Source organism: Kitasatospora sp. NPDC057595, assembly GCF_042800875.1.
Classification (GTDB): Bacteria; Actinomycetota; Actinomycetes; order Streptomycetales; family Streptomycetaceae; genus Kitasatospora.
Map to the genome: position 1 here is coordinate 17815 of NZ_JBHVGL010000038.1, position 21716 is coordinate 39530.

16 protein-coding genes are annotated in these 21716 nt (G+C 71.6%); 14 read left to right on the forward strand and 2 right to left on the reverse strand.

Annotation, left to right across the window (positions count from 1 at the left end):
• The first annotated feature begins 68 nt into the window (after window positions 1–68).
• From ACFU9E_RS33925 to ACFU9E_RS33945, 5 genes are all read left to right on the forward strand, one after another.
• The gene (locus ACFU9E_RS33925) at window positions 69–374 is read left to right on the forward strand and encodes a WXG100 family type VII secretion target (protein WP_355372105.1); all 306 of its coding nucleotides are present in this window, start codon (window positions 69–71) and stop codon (window positions 372–374) included.
• Between the two features lie 77 nt (window positions 375–451).
• Window positions 452–745, forward strand: a complete 294-nt coding sequence (locus ACFU9E_RS33930) for a WXG100 family type VII secretion target (RefSeq protein ID WP_380683043.1) — start codon at window positions 452–454, stop codon at window positions 743–745.
• A gap of 94 nt (window positions 746–839) precedes the next feature.
• Complete coding sequence (mycP, locus tag ACFU9E_RS33935) at window positions 840–2060, forward strand: type VII secretion-associated serine protease mycosin (protein ID WP_380683042.1); 1221 nt, start codon at window positions 840–842, stop codon at window positions 2058–2060.
• A gap of 123 nt (window positions 2061–2183) precedes the next feature.
• Window positions 2184–2726, forward strand: coding sequence for a SigE family RNA polymerase sigma factor (locus tag ACFU9E_RS33940; protein WP_380683041.1), 543 nt, complete (start codon window positions 2184–2186; stop codon window positions 2724–2726).
• A 77-nt stretch (window positions 2727–2803) separates the two neighbouring features.
• Window positions 2804–4093: a hypothetical protein gene (locus ACFU9E_RS33945; protein WP_380683040.1), complete on the forward strand. Its 1290-nt coding sequence runs from the start codon at window positions 2804–2806 to the stop codon at window positions 4091–4093.
• 79 nt (window positions 4094–4172) lie between these two features.
• Here the strand turns inward: ACFU9E_RS33945 and ACFU9E_RS33950 are convergent, their stop codons facing one another.
• Both ACFU9E_RS33950 and eccCa read right to left on the reverse strand, forming a co-directional pair.
• Window positions 4173–5588 carry an APC family permease gene (locus ACFU9E_RS33950; RefSeq protein ID WP_380683039.1) on the reverse strand — a complete coding sequence of 472 codons (1416 nt, stop codon included), beginning with the start codon at window positions 5586–5588 and terminating at the stop codon, window positions 4173–4175.
• 472 nt (window positions 5589–6060) lie between these two features.
• Window positions 6061–10008, reverse strand: coding sequence for a type VII secretion protein EccCa (gene eccCa, locus ACFU9E_RS33955; protein ID WP_380683038.1), 3948 nt, complete (start codon window positions 10006–10008; stop codon window positions 6061–6063).
• Window positions 10009–10391: 383 nt separating this feature from the next.
• On the opposite strand from eccCa, the gene eccD reads away from it, so the two are divergent.
• The 9 genes from eccD (at window position 10392) to ACFU9E_RS34000 (ending at window position 21435) form a co-directional block, all read left to right on the forward strand.
• Window positions 10392–11855 (forward strand): type VII secretion integral membrane protein EccD, encoded by a 1464-nt coding sequence (eccD, locus tag ACFU9E_RS33960; RefSeq protein ID WP_380683037.1) that lies wholly within the window; start codon window positions 10392–10394, stop codon window positions 11853–11855.
• Between the two features lie 185 nt (window positions 11856–12040).
• On the forward strand, window positions 12041–12331 hold the full coding sequence (gene rpsO / locus ACFU9E_RS33965; RefSeq protein ID WP_209416808.1) for a 30S ribosomal protein S15: 291 nt from the start codon (window positions 12041–12043) through the stop codon (window positions 12329–12331).
• 463 nt (window positions 12332–12794) lie between these two features.
• Window positions 12795–15002: a polyribonucleotide nucleotidyltransferase gene (locus tag ACFU9E_RS33970; protein ID WP_380689906.1), complete on the forward strand. Its 2208-nt coding sequence runs from the start codon at window positions 12795–12797 to the stop codon at window positions 15000–15002.
• A gap of 106 nt (window positions 15003–15108) precedes the next feature.
• Window positions 15109–16461, forward strand: coding sequence for a M16 family metallopeptidase (locus tag ACFU9E_RS33975; RefSeq protein WP_380687612.1), 1353 nt, complete (start codon window positions 15109–15111; stop codon window positions 16459–16461).
• A gap of 14 nt (window positions 16462–16475) precedes the next feature.
• The gene (dapB, locus tag ACFU9E_RS33980) at window positions 16476–17222 is read left to right on the forward strand and encodes a 4-hydroxy-tetrahydrodipicolinate reductase (RefSeq protein WP_380687610.1); all 747 of its coding nucleotides are present in this window, start codon (window positions 16476–16478) and stop codon (window positions 17220–17222) included.
• Window positions 17223–17229: 7 nt separating this feature from the next.
• Window positions 17230–17727 carry a hypothetical protein gene (locus tag ACFU9E_RS33985; RefSeq protein WP_380687608.1) on the forward strand — a complete coding sequence of 166 codons (498 nt, stop codon included), beginning with the start codon at window positions 17230–17232 and terminating at the stop codon, window positions 17725–17727.
• Window positions 17724–18455, forward strand: coding sequence for an FAD-dependent thymidylate synthase (gene thyX, locus ACFU9E_RS33990; RefSeq protein ID WP_380687606.1), 732 nt, complete (start codon window positions 17724–17726; stop codon window positions 18453–18455). The genes ACFU9E_RS33985 and thyX overlap by 4 nt, the downstream gene beginning before the upstream one ends.
• Window positions 18456–18679: 224 nt before the next feature.
• Window positions 18680–19579 carry a 4-hydroxy-tetrahydrodipicolinate synthase gene (gene dapA, locus ACFU9E_RS33995; RefSeq protein ID WP_380687604.1) on the forward strand — a complete coding sequence of 300 codons (900 nt, stop codon included), beginning with the start codon at window positions 18680–18682 and terminating at the stop codon, window positions 19577–19579.
• Between the two features lie 170 nt (window positions 19580–19749).
• The gene (locus ACFU9E_RS34000) at window positions 19750–21435 is read left to right on the forward strand and encodes a ribonuclease J (protein ID WP_380687602.1); all 1686 of its coding nucleotides are present in this window, start codon (window positions 19750–19752) and stop codon (window positions 21433–21435) included.
• Window positions 21436–21716: the final 281 nt, after the last annotated feature.

A 21716-nucleotide genomic window follows, 5' to 3' on the forward strand; every position in this document is an offset into this window, starting at 1 on the left:
CGGTGATGCCCGGGGGCTCGCAGAACGTCCCCCGGCCACGAGGTCTGTCTCATGGGGGACGGTAGAGCATGGGTCAGTTCAAGACGACCGCTCAGGAGATGCTGGCGTTCGCCAAGCACATGGACGAGGTCATCGGCAAGATCAACACCGAGATCAACGGCCTCAACAACCTGGTGGGTTCCATCACCAGTGGTTGGCAGGGCCAGGCCGCGACGGCTTACACCAACCTCCAGGGCCAGTTCAACACGGACGCCCAGGAGCTCAACAAGTCGCTGCGCGCCATCAAGGACGCGATCGAGATCACGACCCAGAAGTACTCGCAGGCCGACGCCGACCAGCAGGCGATCTTCGGATCCGCCGCCGCCGGCGCCTGATCCGCGGCTCCGTCCGTTCACCCCGCGACGCGCACCCCGGGTGACGGGGTGCCGCGCAGCCTCGACTAGGAGACATCGTGGCCGACCACATTCTCGTCAACTTCGAGACCATCAAGAGCGCCAGCGCCGAGGTCCGTCGCACCGCGCAGACCATCCAGCACCAGCTGGAGGAGCTGAAGGGCGGCGTCACCAAGATCGCCGCGAGCTGGGAGGGCGCCGCCCAGCAGGGCTACCAGGCCCACCAGGCCAAGTGGGACCAGCGCGCCGCGCACCTGCAGCAGGTGCTGGAGCAGATCGCCAAGTCGCTGGACAGCGCGGCCACCAGCTACCACAACACCGAGAACCGCAACGCCACCCTCTGGACCGGCTGACGGCTCACCACGCCGAAGGGCGGGTGCCCCCTCGCGGGCGCCCGCCTTTGGCACGCGGGCGCGCAACCAGGTCGACGACAAGAGGGGTGGCAGGGTGCCGGTGGTCAGGTACCGGACGGCGGCCGCGGCGGCGGCCGTCCTCGCACTGCTGGGCGGCCCGCTGACGGCGCCGGCGGCAGCGGACGGACCGGGCATCTCGGCCGCGGGGGAGTGCGGCAAGAACGCCCAGAACGTGCAGGCCGTGCCGTGGTCGCTGCAGCGGATGGTGCTGGACGAGCTCTGGCAGGGCGGTGCGGTCACCGGCGCCGGGGTGCTGGTCGCGGTCATCGACACCGGGGTGGACGACCAGAACCCGCAGCTCGCCGACAAGGTGGTCGACGGCGGCTCGCTGCTCAAGGACAAGGAGGGCAAGCGGGTCGAGGGCGGCGGGAAGGACGACCTGGTCGGCCACGGCACCAAGGTGGCCGGCATCATCGCGGCCGCCCGCAGCGAGCAGACCGGGTTCGTCGGCATCGCCCCGGGCGCGGCCATCCTGTCGATCCGGCAGAACGACGCCGAGGGCAACGGGGACGTGCACTCGCTGGTCGAGGCCATCAACTCGGCCGTCCAGCAGGGTGCCAGGGTCATCAACATCTCGCAGGACGTGCGCGGCGCGGGAGACACCCGGTTCGTCGGCTACGACGAGCTGAAGGCCGCGATCGACAACGCGGAGAACCGCGGTGTGGTGGTGGTCGCCTCCTCCGGCAACGACGGCAAGAAGGGCGACACCTACCCGGCGGCGTTCCGCACGGTGCTCGCGGTCGGCGCGTCCGACCGCAACAACGAGCGCACCTACTTCTCCCAGTACGGCGACTTCGTGGACGTCGCGGCCCCCGGGGTCGACATGCTCTCCACCGTCCCGCGCGGCGGGCAGTGCGTGGACAACGGCACCAGCTTCGCCGCGCCCTACGTGGCCGGGCTGGCGGCGCTGCTGGTCGGCGCGCACAAGGACTGGCGGCCCAGCCAGGTGCGGGCCTGGATCGAGCAGACCGCGCAGCGCACCGACCACAAGGCGAACGAGTACATCGGCTGGGGCGTGGTCGACCCGGTGAAGGCGGTGACCACCGCGCCCGCCGCACCGGCCGAGCACCCGGTGGAGGACCCGCCGGTCCGGCTGGCCTCCGCCCCGATCGTGCCGCGCCCGCTCGGCCTCGGCGAGACCCAGGCCGACCGCGACGGGCGCACCGCCACCTACGTCCTGGGCATCGGCGCGCTGCTGGTCGCGCTGCTGATCGGCGGCGGCGTGGTGCTGCGCGACCACCGCCGGCGGAGCTAGCCGGCTCCCGGCCGGCCACCGCCCGGCCGGCGTCGGAAAGAACTTCGTGCCCGCTTGTAACATCCCGCCCGACCCACCGCATCGAACAAGTGTCGACAGCGGTGAACAGGGAGGACGTGGGGGATGGGGCGGGCCGGGGCCGGACGCAGGTCGAAGGACGCGGAGTTCCTGGAACTCGTCTCGGGGCACACCGGACGGCTGTACCGCTCCGCCTGTCTGCTGACCGGCGGGGACACCCACCAGGCCGAGGACCTCGTCCAGGAGGCCCTCAGCCGGATGTACGTGCTGTGGCGCCGCAGGGCCTGGACCGGCGGGCGCCACCGGATCGACAACCCCGGTGCCTACGCGCACACCGTGATGGTGCGCGTGTTCCTCGCCCAGAAGCGCCGTCGTTCCAGCGACGAGCGCCCCACCGACCAGCTGCCCGAGTCCGCGGGCCGGGAGGCGGACGGGGCGCTGCGGCTCACCCTGCTCGACGCGCTCGGCCGGCTGTCCGCGAAGGACCGGGCCGTGCTGGTGCTGCGCTACTGGGAGGACCGCAGCGTCGAGGAGACCGCGGAGGTGCTGCGGCTGTCCTCCGGCGCGGTCCGCACCCGCACCTCCCGGGCGCTGGCGCGCCTGCGCGGGCAGCTCGGCGACTCGCTGGCCGAACTCGCCGCCCGCTGACGGTACGAACCGACACCTCCTGCGGGGGTCCGCCACCGGCCCCTGCTCCGTGACCGAAGGAAGAGCGGTGATCACGCATGTCCGCACCCGACAGCTTCGAGGATGATCTGCTCCACGCCATGACCCGCACCGGCGAGGGATTCTCCCCGCAGGGCCCGGCCGGACTGGCGGGCGGCGGGCTGGAGCGCGGCCGCCGCCGCTGGCGCCGCCGGTCGGCCGCCGCGGTGGTGGGCGGCGCGGCGGCGCTGGCCCTGGTGGGCACCGGGGCCTTCTACCTCACCGACGGTTCCCCCTCCGCCCTCCGGCTGACCCCGGCGGGCACCGGGCCCACCCCGGCCGCGGGCTCCGCCTCGCTGACGCCCGGATCTTCGCCGACCGCCTCCGCCTCCGCCCCCGCCACCCCCTCCGCCGCCGCGGTCGGCGGGGAGGAGGTGCTCGCCATGTTCCGTGCACTGCTGCCCCAGGGGCAGATCAGCAACGCCGAGGGGGCCGGCGCCGACAGCAACGGCGGGCCGGGCACCGGGATGGCCGGCGCGAGTCTGGTCTTCGACGAGGGCAAGGGCAAGTCCTGGATGACGATCTCGTTCTCCAGGGTCGGCCAGGACGACCCGAGCCGGACGGACAACGACTGCCCCGACAAGAAGATCATCGCCTTCGACGCCTGCACCGCGACCGCGCTGCCGGACGGTGGCCGGCTGACCGTGTTCCAGGGCTACGAGTACCCGGACCGCCGGGTCGACACCAAGTGGTGGAACGCCAAGCTGACCGGCAAGGACGGCCGGCGGATCGAGCTGAGCGAGTGGAACTCCCCGGCGGAGAAGGGCAAGCCGGTCTCCCGGGCCACCCCGCCGCTGACGCCTGAGCAGCTCAGCGCGATCGTCACCGACAAGTCCTGGGACCGGGTGATCGCCGCCCTGCCGGAGCCGGTGCCGGAGTCGCCGCACCGCCGCAGCGAGCCCTACACCAAGGAGGAGATCCTCGCGACCGCCGCGAAACTGCTCCCGACGGGTCTCAAGCAGACCGAGACCGGCGGCAGCGAGGGCTACGCGAACTTCGTGGTGAACGACGGCAAGGGCAAGTCCATGGTGGAGCTCAACGTGGACGACTGGAGCAACCCCATGAACACCGAGCCGTTCGGCGGCACGGAGACGATGCCCGACGGGACCCAGGTGAAGGTCCGCAAGGTGCCGGGCAACCCGGCGCGGTGGACGGTCGACGCCCTGCACCCGGACGGCCTGCGGGTGGCGGTCGGCGCCTACAACAGCGGCGGCCCGAACGCCGCCGGTTCCCGGACCGCCCCGGCGCTGACCGTCGACCAGATGAAGGCGATCGCGACCAGCCCGGAGTGGAAGCTCAAGAAGAAGTAGCCCCCGGACGCGGCGGTGCCCCGGGCCAGGGGGAGCCCGGGGCACTGCCATGTGGGGGAGGGGTGGGGTATCGGGGGGATCAGGCTTGCTGGTCCTCGGGGAGGCTGATCACCCAGTGGGTGTCCTGCCGGGGGCGCAGGTAGAACAGCCAGTAGAGGGTGGCGACGGCGGTGATGCCGCCGGTCCACAGCAGCGGCACAGGGTCCAGCTGGGTGATGACGTAGCCCAGGACCACGATCAGCAGCACCGGGACGGCCGGCCACAGCGGCATCCGCCAGGCGGCGGCGTGCTTGTGGTGCTTGCGGCGGGAGAGCAGCGCGGCGATCGCGACCAGCAGGTACATCCCGGTGACGGCGACGCCGGTGATCTCGCTGAGCAGCTCGCCCTTGACGTAGCAGAGCGCGGCGCCCGGCAGGCCGACGGCCAGGGTGGCGATCCACGGGGAGCCGAACCGGCCCAGGGTGCCGAAGGCCTTGTTGACCGGGCCGGGCCACGCCTTGTCGCGGGCCGAGGCGAACAGCACCCGGGAGTTCTGGATGACCATGACGATGCCGGCGTTGATGATGGCCAGCGCGACGCAGAGGCTGATGAAGGTGCCGACCGCGGAGTTGCTCCAGGCGGTGACCATGCCGGAGATGTCGCCGGAGCTGAGCGTGGCCAGGTCGGGGGCGCCCATGGTGATGGCGGCGACCGGGACGAGCAGGATCGCGGCGGAGATGCCCAGCGTCCACAGCACGGTGCGGGAGACGTTGCGGCGCGGGTTCTCCAACTCCTCGGAGAGGTAGACGGCGGTGGAGAAGCCCTGGGTGATGAAGAGCGCGATGCCGAGGGCGCCGATGATCGCGCCGATGCTCACCGTGGTGGTCACGCCGTTCTCGCCGGTGACCACGCCGTGCAGCATGCTGGGCGCGTCGCCGTTGGCGTGGGCGAAGCCGAGCACCGACACCACGCCGGCCGCGATGACCTCCAGGACCAGGAAGATGCCGGTGATCCAGGCGTTGGCGCGCAGGTCGAGCAGGCCGGCCAGGGTGGCGGCGAGCATCACCGCGGCGCCGGCCAGCGGCTTGTCGACGTGCAGCACCGGGGCGAGGTAGTCGGCGGTGCCGAGGGCGATGACCGAGGGGACGATCATCACCACGATCAGCGAGAGCACGAAGACCAGCCAGCCGGCCAGCCGCCCGGCCAGGGTGCCGACCATCGCGTACTCGCCGCCGGCGCTGGGGATCAGGGTGCCGAGCTCGGAGTAGCAGAAGGCGACCGCGATGCAGAGCACCGAGCCGATCGCGATGGCCAGCGCGGTGGCGCTGCCGATGCTGGAGAACAGCTCCGGGACGATCACGAAGAGCGTGGAGGCCGGGGTGACGCAGGACAGCGTGAGCAGCGTGCCGCCGACGACACCGATCGAGCGCTTGAGCTGCTGCGGCGGGGCGTCGGGCGCGCCTGCGGTCGCCGCGGCGGGGGCCGCGGGGGCGGGCGGGCGAAGCGTGTCGGTCATGAGGCATCCGATCGGCTCTGTGCTGGTCCTGGTGAGGGAGCGGTATCGCCTCCGCTGGCTGACTGGCTCGGTTTCTGGTCCTGTCGCTCCCTGGGCCGCCATGGAACCTTGGCCGTATTGATCGAGTCAATGGCGGAATCGCTTCGGAATCCGTTGTCAAGGAGTGCATAAACATGCGATCTGATGATCACTAAGCGTCATCACTATGCATGTCCGACTTGTTACTTTCGCTACATCGCGCTTGAATCCAAGGTGAACGCCGTGTTGCATGCGTCTATTCAAAGGCGCTGCCCGGATGCGGAGGCAGGTCGTCCGGAAGCCCCTGCGGCGCCTGCCGAGCCCCGGGCCGGGTACGGGAACCGCAGCTCTCCGGCGGAAAGATCTAGGTAACGTTTCGACACCCGGGACGGCGGAAGGGGCCGGATCCGAGGACCCGACCCCTTCGAACACGCTCCGTGACCGGAACCGGCGGCTACGGCGCCGGCAGCCAGCCCGTCTGCACCATCTGCCCGCCGGTCATCCGGCGGGAGACGTACACGCCCCGGCCCGGCGGCAGCGCCTGCGGCTTGACGGTGCCCAGCAGCGGGCCCTCGTCCCGGTTGCCGGACAGCATCACGCCCTGGCCGCCCAGCTCGCGCATCCGCTGCATGAACGGCTCGTACAGCGAACGCCCGGCACCGCCCGCGCTGCGCGCCACGATCACCCGCAGGCCGATGTCCCGCGCGAACGGCAGGAACTCCGCGAGCGCCGCCAGCGGATTGCCCGAGGAGGTCGCCACCAGCTCGTAGTCGTCGACGACCACGAACATGTCCTTGCCGCTGTACCAGCTGCGGTTGCGCAGCTGCTCGGCGGTGACGTCCGGACCGGGCAGCCGGCGGGCGCAGGCCCCGCGCAGCATCTCCACGACGCTCGACATGGCCGGCTGCGCGGCCGCGTACTCCACCAGGTACTCCGGCGGGACGACGCCCAGCAGCGCGCGCCGGTAGTCGCCGACCACGATGCCGGCCTGGTCCGGGGTGTACCGCTCGGTGATCTGCTTGACCAGCATCCGCAGCAGCGCGGACTTCCCGGACTCGGTGTCGCCGAACACGATGAACAGCGGGTCGGTCTCGAAGTTGACGAAGGCCGGCGCCAGCTCCGCCTCGTCCACGCCGAACGCGACGCCCCGCTCCGGGTGCTCGAAGCCCTTCGGCAGCGAGTGCCCGTCCAGTACCGCCGGCAGCATCCGCACCTGCGGCGCGCGCGGGCCCGTCCAGGCTCCGGCGACCGCCGAGACCAGCCCGGTCACGCCGTCCGGCAGGTCCTCCACCGAGCCGGAGCCGTCCAGCCGCGGCAGACCGGTGAGGAAGTGCAGCCGGTCCGCGGTGACGCCGCGCCCCGGTACGGCCGGCACGTTCTGCGCCACCCGGCGGTCCACCTCGGACTCCATCGAGTCGCCGAGCTTCAGCTCGGTCCGGTTCTGCAGCAGGTCCTTGAGCGCCGGGCGGACCTCCGCGTACCGGGCCGCGGTGACGATCAGGTGGACGCCGTAGCCCAGACCGCGCTGGGCGATGTCGCCGATCACCGGCTCCAGCGGCTCGAACTCCTGCTTGAAGGTGTTCCAGCCGTCGATCACCAGGAAGACGTCGCCGAACTGCTCCTCCGGCAGCGCGCCGGAGGCCCGGCGGGACCGGTAGGTGCCGATCGAGTCGATCCCGGTGGCCCGGAAGAGCTCCTCGCGCCGGTTCAGCACACCGTGCACCTCGGAGACCATCCGGCGCACCTTCTCGGCGTCCAGCCGCCCGGCCACCCCGCCGACCTGCGGCAGCCCCTGGAGCGACTGGAAGCCGCCGCCGCCGAAGTCCAGCAGGTAGAACTGCACCTCCAGCGGGGTGTGGGTGAGCGCGAACGAGGCCACCGTGGTGCGGATCACCGTCGACTTGCCGGACAGCGGGCCACCGACCACCAGACCGTGGCCGGCCGCCCCCGAGTAGTCGTGGTCGAGGATGTCGCGCCGCTGGTCGCGCGGCTTGTCGACGATGCCGACCGGTACCCGCAGCCGGCCCAGCGCCCCGTACTGCGGCGCGGTCAGCCCGCGCTCGGGGGTCGCCTGGAGCGGCGGCAGCAGCTGGTCCACGCTCGGCGGGGCGTCCAGCGGCGGCAGCCACACCTGGTGCGCCGCCGGGCCCTGGCCCGCCATCCTCTGCACGAAGACGTCCAGCACGGTGTCCATCAGGGCGTCGTCCGGCTCCTCGACCAGCGGCTCGACCTCCTGCACCAGCGGTTCGGTCACCGGCACCTCGGCCGCGGTGAACCGCACCGGCCGCGCGCTCACCAGCCGGCCGCCGGTCGACCGCTGCTGCCCCGGCGCCCGGTACGGCCCGGAGACGTAGGCGGCCTTGAACCGCTCCATCACATCGGTGCCGAACTTCAGGTAGCCGACGCCCGGCACCGGCGGCAGGTGGTACGCGTCCGGGACGCCGATCGCCGCCCGCGACTCGGCCGCCGAGAAGGTGCGCAGGCCGATCCGGTAGGAGAGATAGGTGTCCAGGCCGCGCAGCTTGCCCTCCTCCAGGCGCTGCGAGGCCAGCAGCAGGTGCACCCCGAGGGACCGGCCGATCCGGCCGATCTGGATGAACATGTCGATGAAGTCGGGCTTGGCGGTGAGGAGTTCGGAGAACTCGTCGATGATCAGCACCAGCGACGGCAGCGGGTCCAGCGCCGCGCCGGCCGCCCGGGCCCGCTCGTACTCGTGGATGTTGGCGTAGTTCCCGGTCCGGTGCAGCAGCTCCTGGCGCCGGTTGAGCTCGCCCTCGATGGCGTCCCGCATGCGGTCCACCAGGGTCAGCTGGCCCTCCAGGTTGGTGATCACCGCGGAGGTGTGCGGCATGTCCGCCATGCCCGCGAAGGTCGCGCCGCCCTTGAAGTCGGCGAGCACGAAGTTCAGCGTCTCCGAGGAGTGCGTCATCGCCAGCCCCAGTACCAGGGTGCGCAGCAGCTCGGACTTGCCGGAGCCGGTCGCGCCGACGCACAGGCCGTGCGGGCCCATGCCCTCCAGCGCGGCCTCCTTGATGTCCAGGTACACGTGCTCGCCGCCGGCCCCGACACCGATCGGCACCCGCAGCCGCTCGTGCTGCGCCCGCTGCCGCCAGCTGCGGGCGACGTCGAAGGAGCCCGGGTCGCCGGAGTTCATCAGATCGGTGAAGTCCAGGTTGGACAGCAGCGGTTCGTCGTCGCCGCCGGCCGAGGCCCGGTACGGCGCCAGCTGGCGGGCCAGCGCCTCGGACTGCCAGGCGGTGAGGGTGTCCGGGACGCCGGAGTAGGTGGCGCCGGAGGCCGAGCGCAGCACCAGCTCGTCCGGCGAGACGGTGATGATCAGATGCCCGGTCGGCTCGTCGAGGTCGCCCGGGACCACCTCGACGATGGTCACCCCGTGCACGCCCTCGGCACCCGCCAGCAGCGAGTCGTGCGGCACCGACGCGCCGTCCATCACGACCACGATGTGCGGCTGGTCGGGCGCCGGCGAGGCGTCCCGGACGAACCGCTGACGGCCGGCCAGTTCGTCCTGGAGCAGCAGCTCCAGCTCTCCGAGGCCGGTGGCGATCAGGCGGCGCGAACCGGCGCCGTCGCTCTCCTTGCGGTGCTGGTTGTGCGGGAGCCACTTGGTCCACTCCCACTCGTCCACCGCGCCGGGCGCGGCCGCCACCGTCACCAGCAGGTCGTCCGGCGAGTGCAGGGTGGTCAGCTGGGCGATCGTCGCCCGGACGTTGCCGTAGACGGTGTCCGGGTCGCCGCAGACCGTGATGTGGTAGAAGGCGCGCAGCGAGATCGCCAACGGCAGGTCCTGCAGGGTGCCGTGGGCGCTCAGGAAGGTCTGCATCGCGGCCGCCGACAGCGGTTCCAGCTCGTCCATCGGCGCGGTCTGCGGCGCCACCAGCGGGGTGGACAGCTGCACCGGCCCGCGGCCGACCCGGATCTGCGCGAAGTCGGCGTCCCCGGCCCGCCGCTCCCACAGCCGGCGGCCGTCGGCGACGATCGACCAGAGCTGGTCCGGCTCGGGGTTCAGGAACAGCTGCGCGCCGCGCTGGCGCTCGGCGGTCCGGCGCACCTGGCGGCGCATCTGCTGCAGGTACTTGAGGTAGTCGCGCCGCTCGTCCGCGGTCGCCGAGGAGCCGCCCCTGCGGGCCCGGACGATCTGGGCGAGCGCCATGCCGACCGTCGAGACGATCATCAGACCGCCCATGATTTTCATCGGGGCCTGGGCACCCGGCGAGAAGAAGAACACCGCCGACCCGCCCATGCCGAGCATCGGCAGGATGCTCATCACCCAGTCCTCGCCGCCCGACCTGGGCAACTCGGGCGGGGCGACCAGTTCCACCGGCTCGTCCGGCACCGCGGGCGGGTAGGCCCGGGGCGGCCGCTTGACGGTGATCACGCCCATGCGCGCTCCACTCCCCGACCACGAACGCTTCGCTCGATCACCACGGCATCAGCCCTCACGCCACTGGATACGTACGGGTGAGGACGCCCCGTGTGACGCCGCCCCCGCTCCGCCGACCGCAGGCACCCGGGGAGGCGCGCGCCGCCCCCGCCGCCTTGCGCAGGGGCCGATCCTACTGGGGCCCGGGCCCGCCCCGGCCGACCGCCCTCCACGGGGCCGGACACGAACCGAGCGGGTAGGGTAACGCCGCGCCAACTCGTGGCCCCGCCGGGCCGGTTCCGCCCGGCCAGCGCCCGCGGGTCGGCCGGACCGACCAGCCGCCGGTGCCGCGGCACCGTCACCAAGGGGGAGCGCCCAGTGCGTCGAGCGAACGAGGTGCGGGCATGACGACGCCCGTCACCACCGGCTTCTGCCGGGTCACCGTCGTCGCGCCGGACAGCCGGATCGACGTCGCCCTGCCCGAGGACGTCCCGCTCGCGGACGTCTACCCCGAGGTGCTGCGGCTCTCCGGCCAGACCCAGCCCGACGGCGCCCCCACCGGGTTCCACCTGGTCCGCCGCGACGGCACGGTGCTCGACGGCAGCCGCTCGCTGGGCGCCCAGCAGGTGCGCGACGGCGACCTGCTCAGCCTGCGCCCGTTCGCAGAGTCGCTGCCGCCCGCGGTCTACGACGACGTCGCCGACGCGATCGCCACCGCCGGCGAGAGCGACCGCCGGTTCTGGAGCCCCGAGCTGATGCGCGCCTTCGGCCTCATCGGTACCGGCGTGCTGCTCACCCTGCTCGGCTTCGCCCTCTGGTTCGCCGACCTGCGCCACGACATGCACGGCCTGCCCGGCGTGCTCTCCGGCGTCGTCGCCGTCGTGCTCACCGCCTTCGCCGGCGTCCGCGCCCGGGTCTACCGGGACGCCTGGGCCGGCCTCGCGCTCGGCCTCGGCGCCCTGCCGCACGCCCTGATCGCCGGCAGCGGCGTCCTCGCGCCCACCGGCGGCCCGCTGGCCGGACCCGGCCGGCTGCAGTTCCTCACCGGCTGCGTCGCCGTGCTGGTGGTCGCCGTCCTGCTGGTCGGCCTGCTGCCCGAGCGGGACTCGCTGTTCGTCGCCGCCGCCTTCCTGGCCGCGGCCGGCGCGCTCGCCACCTTCGCCGCCGTCCTGCTGCCGGGCACCCCGGCCAACCACATCGCCGCCGTCACCGGCGTCGCGGCCGTCGCCGCGATCGGCTTCCTGCCCGGCCTGTCCGCCCGCTTCGCCCGGCTGCCCGTCGGCTACAGCGCCCCCGGCCAGACCCGCGCCCGCGGCCGCGACCACGACGAGGAGACCGCCCGCGCCGAACTCGTCCAGTACGAGCGGATCGCCCACCAGGCCCGCCGCGGCCACGAGGTGCTGGTCGGCCTGGTCGGCGGCTGCGCCGCGGTGATCGTCGGCGCCTGCGCGGTGCTGGGCTTCACCGACGAGACCTTCCCCGAGCTGCTCGCCCTCCTCCTCGGCCTCGCCACCATGCTGCGCGCCCGGCTGTTCCGCTACAGCGCCCAGGTCTTCAGCCTCAGCATCGCCGGCCTGCTCGGACTGTCGCTGCTGATCGTCGGCCTCTCCCTGCACACCCCGCAGTTCGTGCTGCGGTCCGGCATCGGCTCCACCGGCGCCGACCTGCGCACTCTCTGGCTGACCGCTTCGATCGCCTTCGGTGCCGCGGTGCTCACCGCGATCGCCCTGGTGGTGCCCCGGCTCGGCGTCTCCCCGTTCTGGGGGCGCATCCTGGACCTGGTCGACAGCCTCACCCTGATGTCGCTGGTCCCGCTGGTGCTGGCGGTCCTCGACGTCTACCGGCTGGTCCGCGGCGCCACCGGCTGACCCGCGCGCCGGGGCCACCTGACACCGGTGTCGGCGGCACTGGTACGCTTGGCCTCCGAGCGCAGCCGTGTGTCCGTCCCCGGGTGGGACGACGACCGGCGGCCGCGCCCGTCACGACACCGAGTTCTCCCAGAGTCCTGTGCCGTAGACCAGGACCGCTCGGTATCACCTCGTAAGGAGTTGCAGTGGCTCTCGCCTCTGACGTCAAGAAGCAGATCATCGCCGAGTTCGGCCAGAAGGAGGGCGACACCGGCTCCCCCGAGGTCCAGGTCGCCATGCTCTCCCGCCGCATCTCGGACCTGACCGAGCACCTCAAGTCCCACAAGCACGACCACCACTCGCGTCGTGGCCTGCTGATCCTGGTCGGCCAGCGCCGCCGCCTGCTGCAGTACCTGGCCAAGAAGGACATCGAGCGCTTCCGTACGCTCGTCGACCGCCTGGGCATCCGCCGCGGTGCCGCCGGCGGCGCCCGCTGAGAACGCCGCACGGGGCGGCTCCCCACACCGGGGAGCCGCCCCTCGCGCGTATGCCGCGGCCGTCCGACCGGCGCGCCCACCGGGGCGCCCGGACACCACGACCGGGGATAACAACTCGCGCGCACCTCCCCAGGTGGCCGAGGATTGCACCGTAGGGTTGTGGGCATGCCGGGTGATGGCGCCGCAAGCGCGCCACTCGGGCAGCAGAACCCAACCCCCCGCGGGACGAAGGCTTCAAACGGAAGCCGCCCGCATCCGAGAGAGCGTCCAGACGCGGACCGCCCGTCCGGACCCGGCCGGCCGAGAGGCGCCGGTCCTCGGTAGTGGCCGCCGGAGGCCCCGCAGACCGAAGCGGGGTGCACCGGAGGCTTCGATCGAAGACCGGCCCGACCGTTCAGGGTCAACACGCAGGCGATGCGCGGGGGCGCTCTCCCGGAGACGTACGAAAGAGGAGATCTTCCAGGTGGAAGAGAACGTGTTCTACGCCGAGGCCGTGATCGACAACGGCTCCTTCGGCACCCGCACCATCCGCTTCGAGACCGGCCGCCTGGCCCGTCAGGCCGCCGGCTCGGCCGTCGCCTACCTGGACGACGACACCATGGTGCTGTCGGCCACCAGCGCGTCCAAGCAGCCGAAGGAGCACTTCGACTTCTTCCCGCTGACCGTGGACGTCGAGGAGCGGATGTACGCCGCCGGCCGCATCCCCGGCTCGTTCTTCCGTCGCGAGGGCCGGCCCTCCGAGGACGCGATCCTCACCTGCCGCCTGATCGACCGCCCGCTGCGCCCGTCCTTCGTCAAGGGCCTGCGCAACGAGATCCAGGTCGTCGTCACCGTGATGGCGCTCAACCCGGACCACCTGTACGACGTGGTGGCCATCAACGCCGCCTCCGCCTCCACCCAGCTGGCGGGCCTGCCGTTCTCCGGCCCCATCGGTGGCGTGCGCGTCGCCCTGATCAAGGGCCAGTGGGTCGCGTTCCCGACCCACAGCGAGCTGGAGTCGGCCGTCTTCGACATGGTCGTCGCCGGTCGCGTCCTGCCGGACGGCGACGTCGCGATCATGATGGTCGAGGCCGAGGCCACCGACAAGACCATCAAGCTGGTCGAGGGCGGCGCCGACGCGCCGACCGAGGAGGTCGTCGCGGCCGGCCTCGAGGCCGCCAAGCCGTTCATCAAGGTGCTGTGCGCCGCCCAGGCCCAGCTGGCCGCCCAGGCCGCCAAGCCGACCGGCGAGTTCCCGGTCTTCCTGGACTACCAGGACGACGTGCTGGCCGCGCTGACCTCCGCCGTCAAGGACGAGCTGGCCCAGGCCCTCACCATCGCGGGCAAGCAGGAGCGCAACAACGAGCTGGACCGCGTCAAGGCGCTGGCCGCCGAGAAGCTGCTGCCCGAGTTCGAGGGCCGCGAGAAGGAGATCAGCGCCGCCTACAACGCGCTGACCAAGAAGATCGTCCGCGAGCGCGTCATCAAGGACAAGGTCCGCATCGACGGCCGCGGCGTCACCGACATCCGCACCCTGGCCGCCGAGGTCGAGGCCATCCCGCGGGTGCACGGCTCGGCCCTGTTCGAGCGCGGCGAGACCCAGATCCTGGGTGTCACCACGCTGAACATGCTCCGCATGGAGCAGCAGCTGGACACGCTCTCCCCGGAGACCCGCCGCCGCTACATGCACAACTACAACTTCCCGCCGTACTCGGTCGGCGAGACCGGCCGCGTCGGTTCGCCGAAGCGCCGCGAGATCGGCCACGGCGCGCTGGCCGAGCGGGCCATCCTCCCGGTCCTGCCGACCCGCGAGGAGTTCCCGTACGCCATCCGCCAGGTCTCCGAGGCGCTGGGCTCCAACGGCTCCACCTCGATGGGCTCGGTCTGCGCCTCCACCATGTCGCTGCTGAACGCCGGTGTGCCGCTGAAGGCCGCCGTCGCCGGCATCGCGATGGGCCTGATCTCCCAGGAGATCGACGGTGAGACCCACTTCGTGACCCTCACCGACATCCTCGGTGCCGAGGACGCGTACGGCGACATGGACTTCAAGGTCGCCGGTACCCGCAACTTCATCACCGCCCTGCAGCTGGACACCAAGCTCAACGGCATCCCGGCGTCGGTGCTCGCCGCCGCGCTGAAGCAGGCCCGCGACGCCCGCCTGCACATCCTCGACGTGATGAACGAGGCCATCGACTCCCCGGACGAGATGTCCCCGAACGCGCCGCGCATCATCACCATCAAGATCCCGGTGGACAAGATCGGCGAGGTCATCGGCCCCAAGGGCAAGATGATCAACCAGATCCAGGAGGACACCGGCGCCGAGATCACGATCGAGGACGACGGCACCATCTACATCGGTGCCGCCGACGGCCCGGCCGCCGAGGCCGCCCGCACCACGATCAACCAGATCGCCAACCCGACCATGCCGGAGGTCGGCGAGCGCTACCTGGGCACCGTGGTCAAGACCACGACCTTCGGTGCCTTCGTCTCGCTGATGCCGGGCAAGGACGGTCTGCTGCACATCTCGCAGATCCGCAAGCTGGCCGGCGGCAAGCGCGTCGAGAACGTCGAGGACGTCCTCGGCGTCGGCGCCAAGGTGCAGGTCGAGATCGCCGAGATCGACCCGCGCGGCAAGCTCTCGCTGATCCCGGTCATCGAGGGCGAGGAGAACGCCGAGGCCGCTTCCGAGTGAAGCGCCGCTAGCTGAACCCCGCGGCCCGCACGCCCCCAGCGGCGTGCGGGCCGCACCCTGTTGTCCCCCACGCTCCTCGACGGATGCTTTCTACGGAGGTACCCCCGTGGCCCAGGCCTCGGCGGCGACGCAGCGCCCCGGCACGACCCGGACCCTGCTCAAGGGCGCCGACGGCGCCGGAACCGTGCGCCGCACCGTCCTCCCCGGCGGCCTGCGCGTCGTCACCGAGACCCTGCCGACGGTGCGCTCCGCGACCTTCGGCATCTGGGTCGGTGTCGGCTCGCGGGACGAGACGCCGCAGCTCAACGGCGCCACCCACTACCTGGAGCACCTGCTCTTCAAGGGCACCGAGCGGCGCAGCGCGCTGGACATCTCGGCGGCCCTGGACGCCGTCGGCGGCGAGATGAACGCCTTCACCGCGAAGGAGAACACCTGCTACTACGCGCGGGTGCTCGACACCGACCTGCCGCTGGCCATCGACGTGGTCTGCGACATGCTCACCGGCTCGCTGATCCGCCCCGAGGACGTCGAGGCCGAGCGCGGCGTCATCCTGGAGGAGATGGCGATGGCCGAGGACGACCCGGGTGACGTCGTCCACGACCTCTTCGCCAAGGTGATCTTCGGCAGCGGCCCGCTCGGCCGGCCGATCCTCGGCACCCAGGAGACGATCCGCTCGCTCACCCGCGACCAGATCGCCAACTTCTTCCACCGCCGCTACAAGCCCGAGCACCTGGTCGTCGCCGCGGCCGGCAACCTGGACCACCGCAAGGTCGTCCGGCAGGTCGAGCGGGCCTTCGCGCCGCTGCTCGCCAAGTCCGAGGCCGCCCCCGCCGAGCCCCGCCGCGGCGTCAAGGCGCTGCGCACCGCGGGCCGGGTCGAGGTGCTCAACCGGGCCACCGAGCAGGCCCACCTGGTGCTGGGCGTGCCCGGCGTGCCCCGGCACGACGAGCGCCGCTGGGCGATGGGCGTGCTCAACGCGGCCCTCGGCGGCGGCATGAGCTCGCGGCTGTTCCAGGAGGTCCGGGAGAAGCGCGGCCTGGCGTACTCGGTGTACTCCTACTCCTCCTCGTACGCGGACAGCGGCCTGTTCGGCATTTACGCCGGCTGCCAGCCCAAGCGGGTCGAGGAGGTGCTGCGGATCTGCCACGAGGAGCTCGCGAAGGTGGTCGCCGAGGGCATCACCGAGGAGGAGCTGCAGCGCGCGATCGGCCAGATCTCCGGCTCCACCGTGCTGGGCATGGAGGACACCGGCTCGCTGATGAACCGCATCGGCAAGGCCGAGCTCAGCTACGGCCACCACCTGTCGGTCGACGACATGCTGGAGCGGATAGCGGCGGTGACCCTGGACGACGTGCACGAGGTCGCCCGTGATGTGCTGGGTGCGTACCGGCCGTCGCTGGCGCTGATCGGTCCGATCACCGACAAGCGGGCCGCGAAGCTCGCCGACCTGCTGGCCTGAAGGGACTTCTCACCATGACGCTGCGTGTCGCCGTGATCGGCGCCCGGGGCCGGATCGGCTCCGAGGCCGTCAAGGCCGTCGAGGCCGCCCCGGACCTGGAGCTGGTCGCCGCCCTGGGGCGCGAGTCGAAGCTCTCCGAGCTGACCGGGGCCGGGGTTCAGGCCGTCGTCGAGCTGACCCACCCCGACGCGGTGATGGGCAACCTCGACTACTGCCTGCACCACGGGATCCACGTGGTCACCGGCACCACCGGCTGGACCGACGAGCGGCTGGCCACCGTGCGCGGCTGGCTCGACGAGGCACCGGAGCTCGGCCTGCTGATCGCGCCGAACTTCTCCATCGGCGCGATCCTCGGCATGAGGTTCTCGCAGATCGCCGCCAGGTACTTCGAGTCGGTCGAGGTCGTCGAGCTGCACCACGACCGCAAGGCGGACGCCCCCAGCGGCACCGCCACCCGCACCGCCCAGCTGATCGCCGCCGCCCGCGCGGAGGCCGGCCGCCCGCCGCAGCAGGACCCGACCACCCACGCGCTGCCGGGCGCCCGCGGCGCCGACATCGACGGGGTGCCGGTGCACTCGGTGCGGCTGCGCGGCCTGCTCGCCCACCAGCAGGTGATGTTCGGCGACACCGGTGAGACCCTCACCATCCGGCACGACTCGCTGCACCACAGCAGCTTCATGCCGGGCATCCTGCTCGGCGTGCGCAAGGTCGTGGAGACGCCCGGGCTCACCCTGGGCCTCGAACACTTCCTGGACCTGTGAGCCCGGCATGACCTCCCGCACCGGTTTCTTCGTCCTCGCCGGCGTCCTGGCGCTGGTCGCGCTGATCTGCGTCGGCGAGGGCGTTCAGCTCATCGCCACCGGCAAGCCGCTCGGCATCGGCCTGGGCCTGTGCGCCTTCGTCATCCCGGTCATCGGCCTCTGGTTCCTGCGTCAGACGGTCCGGTTCGGCCGGGACAGCGAGCGGCTCGCCCGTGAGCTGGAGGCCGAGGGCGGCCTGCCGGTCGACGAGCTGAAGCGCACCGACGGCGGGCGGATCGACCGCGACTCGGCCGACGCCGTGTTCGCCCGGCGCAAGGCCGAGGCCGAGGCCGCCCCCGGCGACTGGCGGGTCTTCTTCCGCCTGGCGGTCGCCTACGCCGACGCCGGCGACGTGCCGCGCGCCCGCAAGACCATGCAGCACGCGATCCGGCTGCACCGCACCACCGGTGCCGACACCGCCGGCACCAACGGCACCACCATCAAGCCTGCGAGGAGCAACGCGTGAGCGACGACACCACGGCCCCCCAGTTCCGCAGCGACGTCACCGCGGAGCTGGTCCGCAGCGCCGCCGCCGACTCGGACGTCATCTGGGCCGCCCGGGTCTCGACGGCGGGGGAGCAGTCCCTGGAGGCGCTCCAGGAGGACCCGGAGAAGTCCAAGGGCCTGATCAACTTCCTGATGCGGGACCGGCACGGCACGCCGTTCGAGCACAACTCGATGACCTTCTTCATCAGCGCGCCGATCTTCGTCTTCCGCGAGTTCCACCGCCACCGCAGCGGCTGGTCCTACAACGAGGAGTCCGGCCGCTACCGCGAGCTGCAGCCGGTCTTCTACGTGCCGGGCGAGGAGCGCAAGCTGGTCCAGCAGGGCCGCCCGGGCCGCTACGAGTTCGTCGAGGGCACCCCCGAGCAGCACGGCACCGTCACCTCCTCGATGGAGACCGCCTACCGCGAGGCGTACGGGCGCTACCAGGAGATGCTGGAGGCCGGCGTGGCCCGCGAGGTCGCCCGCGCCGTGCTGCCGGTCGGGCTCTACTCCTCGATGTACGCGACCTGCAACGCCCGCTCGCTGATGCACTTCCTGTCGCTGCGCACCAAGCGGGAGAACTCGGCCGTGCCGTCGTTCCCGCAGCGCGAGATCGAGATGGTCGCCGAGCGGATGGAGGAGCAGTGGGCTGCGCTCATGCCGCTCACCCATGCGGCCTTCGAGAAGCACGGCCGGGTCGCCCCCTGACCTGCGGCGACGGGCATCCGGGGAGAGTGTCGGGCATGTCTGGATTGCGGCATTTCTGACCGCTCCCTACGCTCGTGAACACGGATTCCGGTGCTGCTTGAACCCCCGAGCACGCAGCACCGGAATCCCATGTCCCCGCTGTTCGCCGCCGGTTCGCCGCCCGGCCGTCCGAACCGTGGACCGGCCTGGGTGCCGACCCACCGCCTACGAGTAGTTTTGGACGCATGGCTCCGACCTCCACTCCCCAGACGCCCTTCGGGCGGGTCCTGACCGCGATGGTGACACCCTTCACCGCCGACGGCGACCTCGACCTCGACGGCGCCCAGCGCCTCGCCGCGCACCTCGTCGACTCCGGCAACGACGGCCTCGTCGTCAACGGCACCACCGGGGAGTCCCCGACCACCAGCGACGCCGAGAAGGCCCAGCTCGTCCGCGCCGTGGTGGAGGCCGTCGGGGACCGGGCCCATGTGGTGGCCGGCGTCGGGACCAACGACACCCGCCACAGCGTCGAGCTGGCCCGCCAGGCCGAGGGGGCCGGCGCGCACGGCCTGCTGGTGGTCACGCCGTACTACAGCAAGCCCCCGCAGGAGGGCCTGTACCAGCACAGCGTGGAGATCGCCGACGCCACCGGGCTGCCGGTCATGCTGTACGACATCCCCGGCCGCAGCGGCGTCGCGCTGAGCCACGAGACGCTGGTCCGGCTCGGCGAGCACCCGCGGATCGTCGCCAACAAGGACGCCAAGGGCGACCTCGGCGCCGCCGCCTGGGCCATCGCCCGTTCCGACCTCGCCTGGTACTCCGGCGACGACATCCTCAACCTGCCGCTGCTGTCGGTCGGAGCCGTCGGCGTCGTCAGCGTGGTCGGCCATGTGGTCGCCGGGGAGCTGCGGTCCATGGTCGAGGCCTACCTGGCCGGTGATGTGGCCAAGGCCACGGCCGTCCACCAGCGCCTGCTGCCGGTGTTCACCGGTATCTTCCGCACCCAGGGCGTCATCCTCGCCAAGGCCGCGCTGGACCTCCAGGGCCTGCCCGCCGGCCCGCTGCGGCTGCCCCTGGTCGGCGCGACTCCCGAGGAGATCGCCCAACTGAAGAAGGATCTCGCCGACGGCGGGGTAGACCTCTAACAGACACAGACGTGCGCGCCCCGGCTCGCCGGGCCCTCACGGGCCCGCCGCTGAACCGGACCGCAGGCGCGAGAGCACAGACCCGGTAGGAAAACGACACTGAGAACGCACGCCATATGTCTCGCGGGGGAGGACCCCGGACATATGGCGTGCGTCGTGAGGAGAGTCTTTTGAGTCACCCGCATCCCGAACTCGGCGCACCGCCGGCCCTCAAGGCGGGCGCCCTGCGCATCACCCCGCTCGGCGGTCTCGGCGAGATCGGCCGCAACATGACGGTCTTCGAGTACGGGGACCGCATTCTCATCGTCGACTGCGGCGTCCTCTTCCCCGAGGACGAGCAGCCCGGCGTCGATCTGATCCTCCCGGACTTCAGCTACATCCGGGACCGCCTCGACAAGGTCGACGGCATCGTCCTCACGCACGGCCACGAGGACCACATCGGCGCCGTGCCGTACCTGCTCCGGGAGAATCCGGACATCCCGCTGATCGGGTCCAAGCTCACCCTCGCGCTGATCGAGGCCAAGCTCGCCGAGCACCGCATCCGCCCGTACGTGCTGGAGGTCGCCGAGGGCGACCGCGAGCGGATCGGCCCCTTCGACTGCCAGTTCATCGCGGTCAACCACTCCATCCCGGACGCGCTGGCCGTCGCCGTGCGCACCCCCGCCGGCATGGTCGTCGCCACCGGTGACTTCAAGATGGACCAGCTGCCGCTCGACGGCCGCCTCACCGACCTGCCGACCTTCGCCAAGCTGGCGGAGGAGGGCATGGACCTGCTGCTGGTGGACTCCACCAACGCCGAGGTCCCCGGTTTCATCCCGCACGAGCGGGACATCTCGGCCGCGCTGCGAAACGTTTTCGCGAACGCCGAGAAGCGCATCATCGTCGCCTCGTTCGCCAGCCACGTGCACCGCATCCAGCAGGTGCTGGACGCCGCGCACGAGTACAAGCGCAAGGTCGCCTTCGTCGGCCGCTCGATGGTGCGCAACATGGGCATCGCCCGCGACCTCGGGTACCTGAAGGTCCCCGGCAACATGGTCGTCGACGTCAAGCAACTGGACGACCTGCCGGACAAGGAGGTCGTGCTGATCTGTACCGGTTCGCAGGGCGAGCCGATGGCCGCGCTGTCCCGGATGGCCAACCGCGACCACCAGATCCGCATCGTCGAGGGCGACACCGTCGTCCTGGCGTCCTCGCTCATCCCGGGCAACGAGAACGCCGTGTACCGGGTCATCAACGGCCTGACCCGCTGGGGCGCCAAGGTCGTGCACAAGGGCAACGCCAAGGTGCACGTCTCCGGCCACGCCTCGGCGGGCGAGCTGCTGTACTTCTTCAACATCTGCAAGCCGCGCAACCTCATGCCGGTGCACGGCGAGTGGCGTCACCTGCGGGCCGCGGCCGACCTCGGCATCGCCACCGGTGTCCCGCGCAACCGCGTGGTCATCGCGGAGGACGGCGTCTGCGTCGACCTGGAGGGCGGCGTCGCCCGCATCGCCGGCAAGGTGCAGGCCGGCTACGTCTACGTCGACGGCTCCTCGGTCGGCGACATCACCGAGGCCTCGCTCAAGGACCGCAGGATCCTCGGCGAGGAGGGCTTCATCTCCTGCTTCGTGGTGGTCGATTCCGCCAACGGCAAGATCGTCGGCGGCCCGAGCATCCAGGCCCGCGGCTCCGGCATCGACGACGCCGCGTTCGTCCCGGTCGCGGCCCGGCTGCAGGAGGCGCTCGACCGCTCGGCGGGCGACGGCGTCCTGGAGATCCGCCAGGTCCAGCAGCTCGTCCGCCGGACCCTCGGCAAGTGGGTGGCCGACAACTACCGCCGCCGGCCGATGATCCTCCCTGTCGTCGTCGAGGTCTGAGCCTCCCCGGCGTGATTTGACGTGGGGCAACCCGGTGCGTAACGTTCTCCGGGTTGCCCCACGGGACGGCCCCCAGTCGAAGTCCTCGAACGAAATTCGAGAACGGAGCGGGAAAACGGCCCGAAAGACTCTGATAGAGTTCGGGAGCGCCGAAAGGCCGAAGCAAATCGGATGAATGAAACTCCAGAAAACGGAGCGGAAAACGTCTGATAAGCTGGAAACACGAAAGAACGAAGCGCCCGGAGGGCCCGCTGGAAGGCGGCTCGAAGGAAGCGTCCGTT

Bases quoted from the DNA above. Each gene is read 5' to 3' on its own strand.
- ACFU9E_RS33925 (WP_355372105.1), top strand. From the start codon at position 69: ATGGGTCAGTTCAAGACGACCGCTCAGGAGATGCTGGCGTTCGCCAAG.
- ACFU9E_RS33940 (WP_380683041.1), top strand. From the start codon at position 2,184: ATGGGGCGGGCCGGGGCCGGACGCAGGTCGAAGGACGCGGAGTTCCTG.
- dapA (WP_380687604.1), top strand. From the start codon at position 18,680: ATGGCTCCGACCTCCACTCCCCAGACGCCCTTCGGGCGGGTCCTGACC.
- ACFU9E_RS33950 (WP_380683039.1), bottom strand. From the start codon at position 5,588: ATGACCGACACGCTTCGCCCGCCCGCCCCCGCGGCCCCCGCCGCGGCG.
- eccD (WP_380683037.1), top strand. From the start codon at position 10,392: ATGACGACGCCCGTCACCACCGGCTTCTGCCGGGTCACCGTCGTCGCG.
- eccCa (WP_380683038.1), bottom strand. From the start codon at position 10,008: ATGGGCGTGATCACCGTCAAGCGGCCGCCCCGGGCCTACCCGCCCGCG.
- dapB (WP_380687610.1), top strand. From the start codon at position 16,476: ATGACGCTGCGTGTCGCCGTGATCGGCGCCCGGGGCCGGATCGGCTCC.
- ACFU9E_RS33985 (WP_380687608.1), top strand. From the start codon at position 17,230: ATGACCTCCCGCACCGGTTTCTTCGTCCTCGCCGGCGTCCTGGCGCTG.
- ACFU9E_RS33945 (WP_380683040.1), top strand. From the start codon at position 2,804: ATGTCCGCACCCGACAGCTTCGAGGATGATCTGCTCCACGCCATGACC.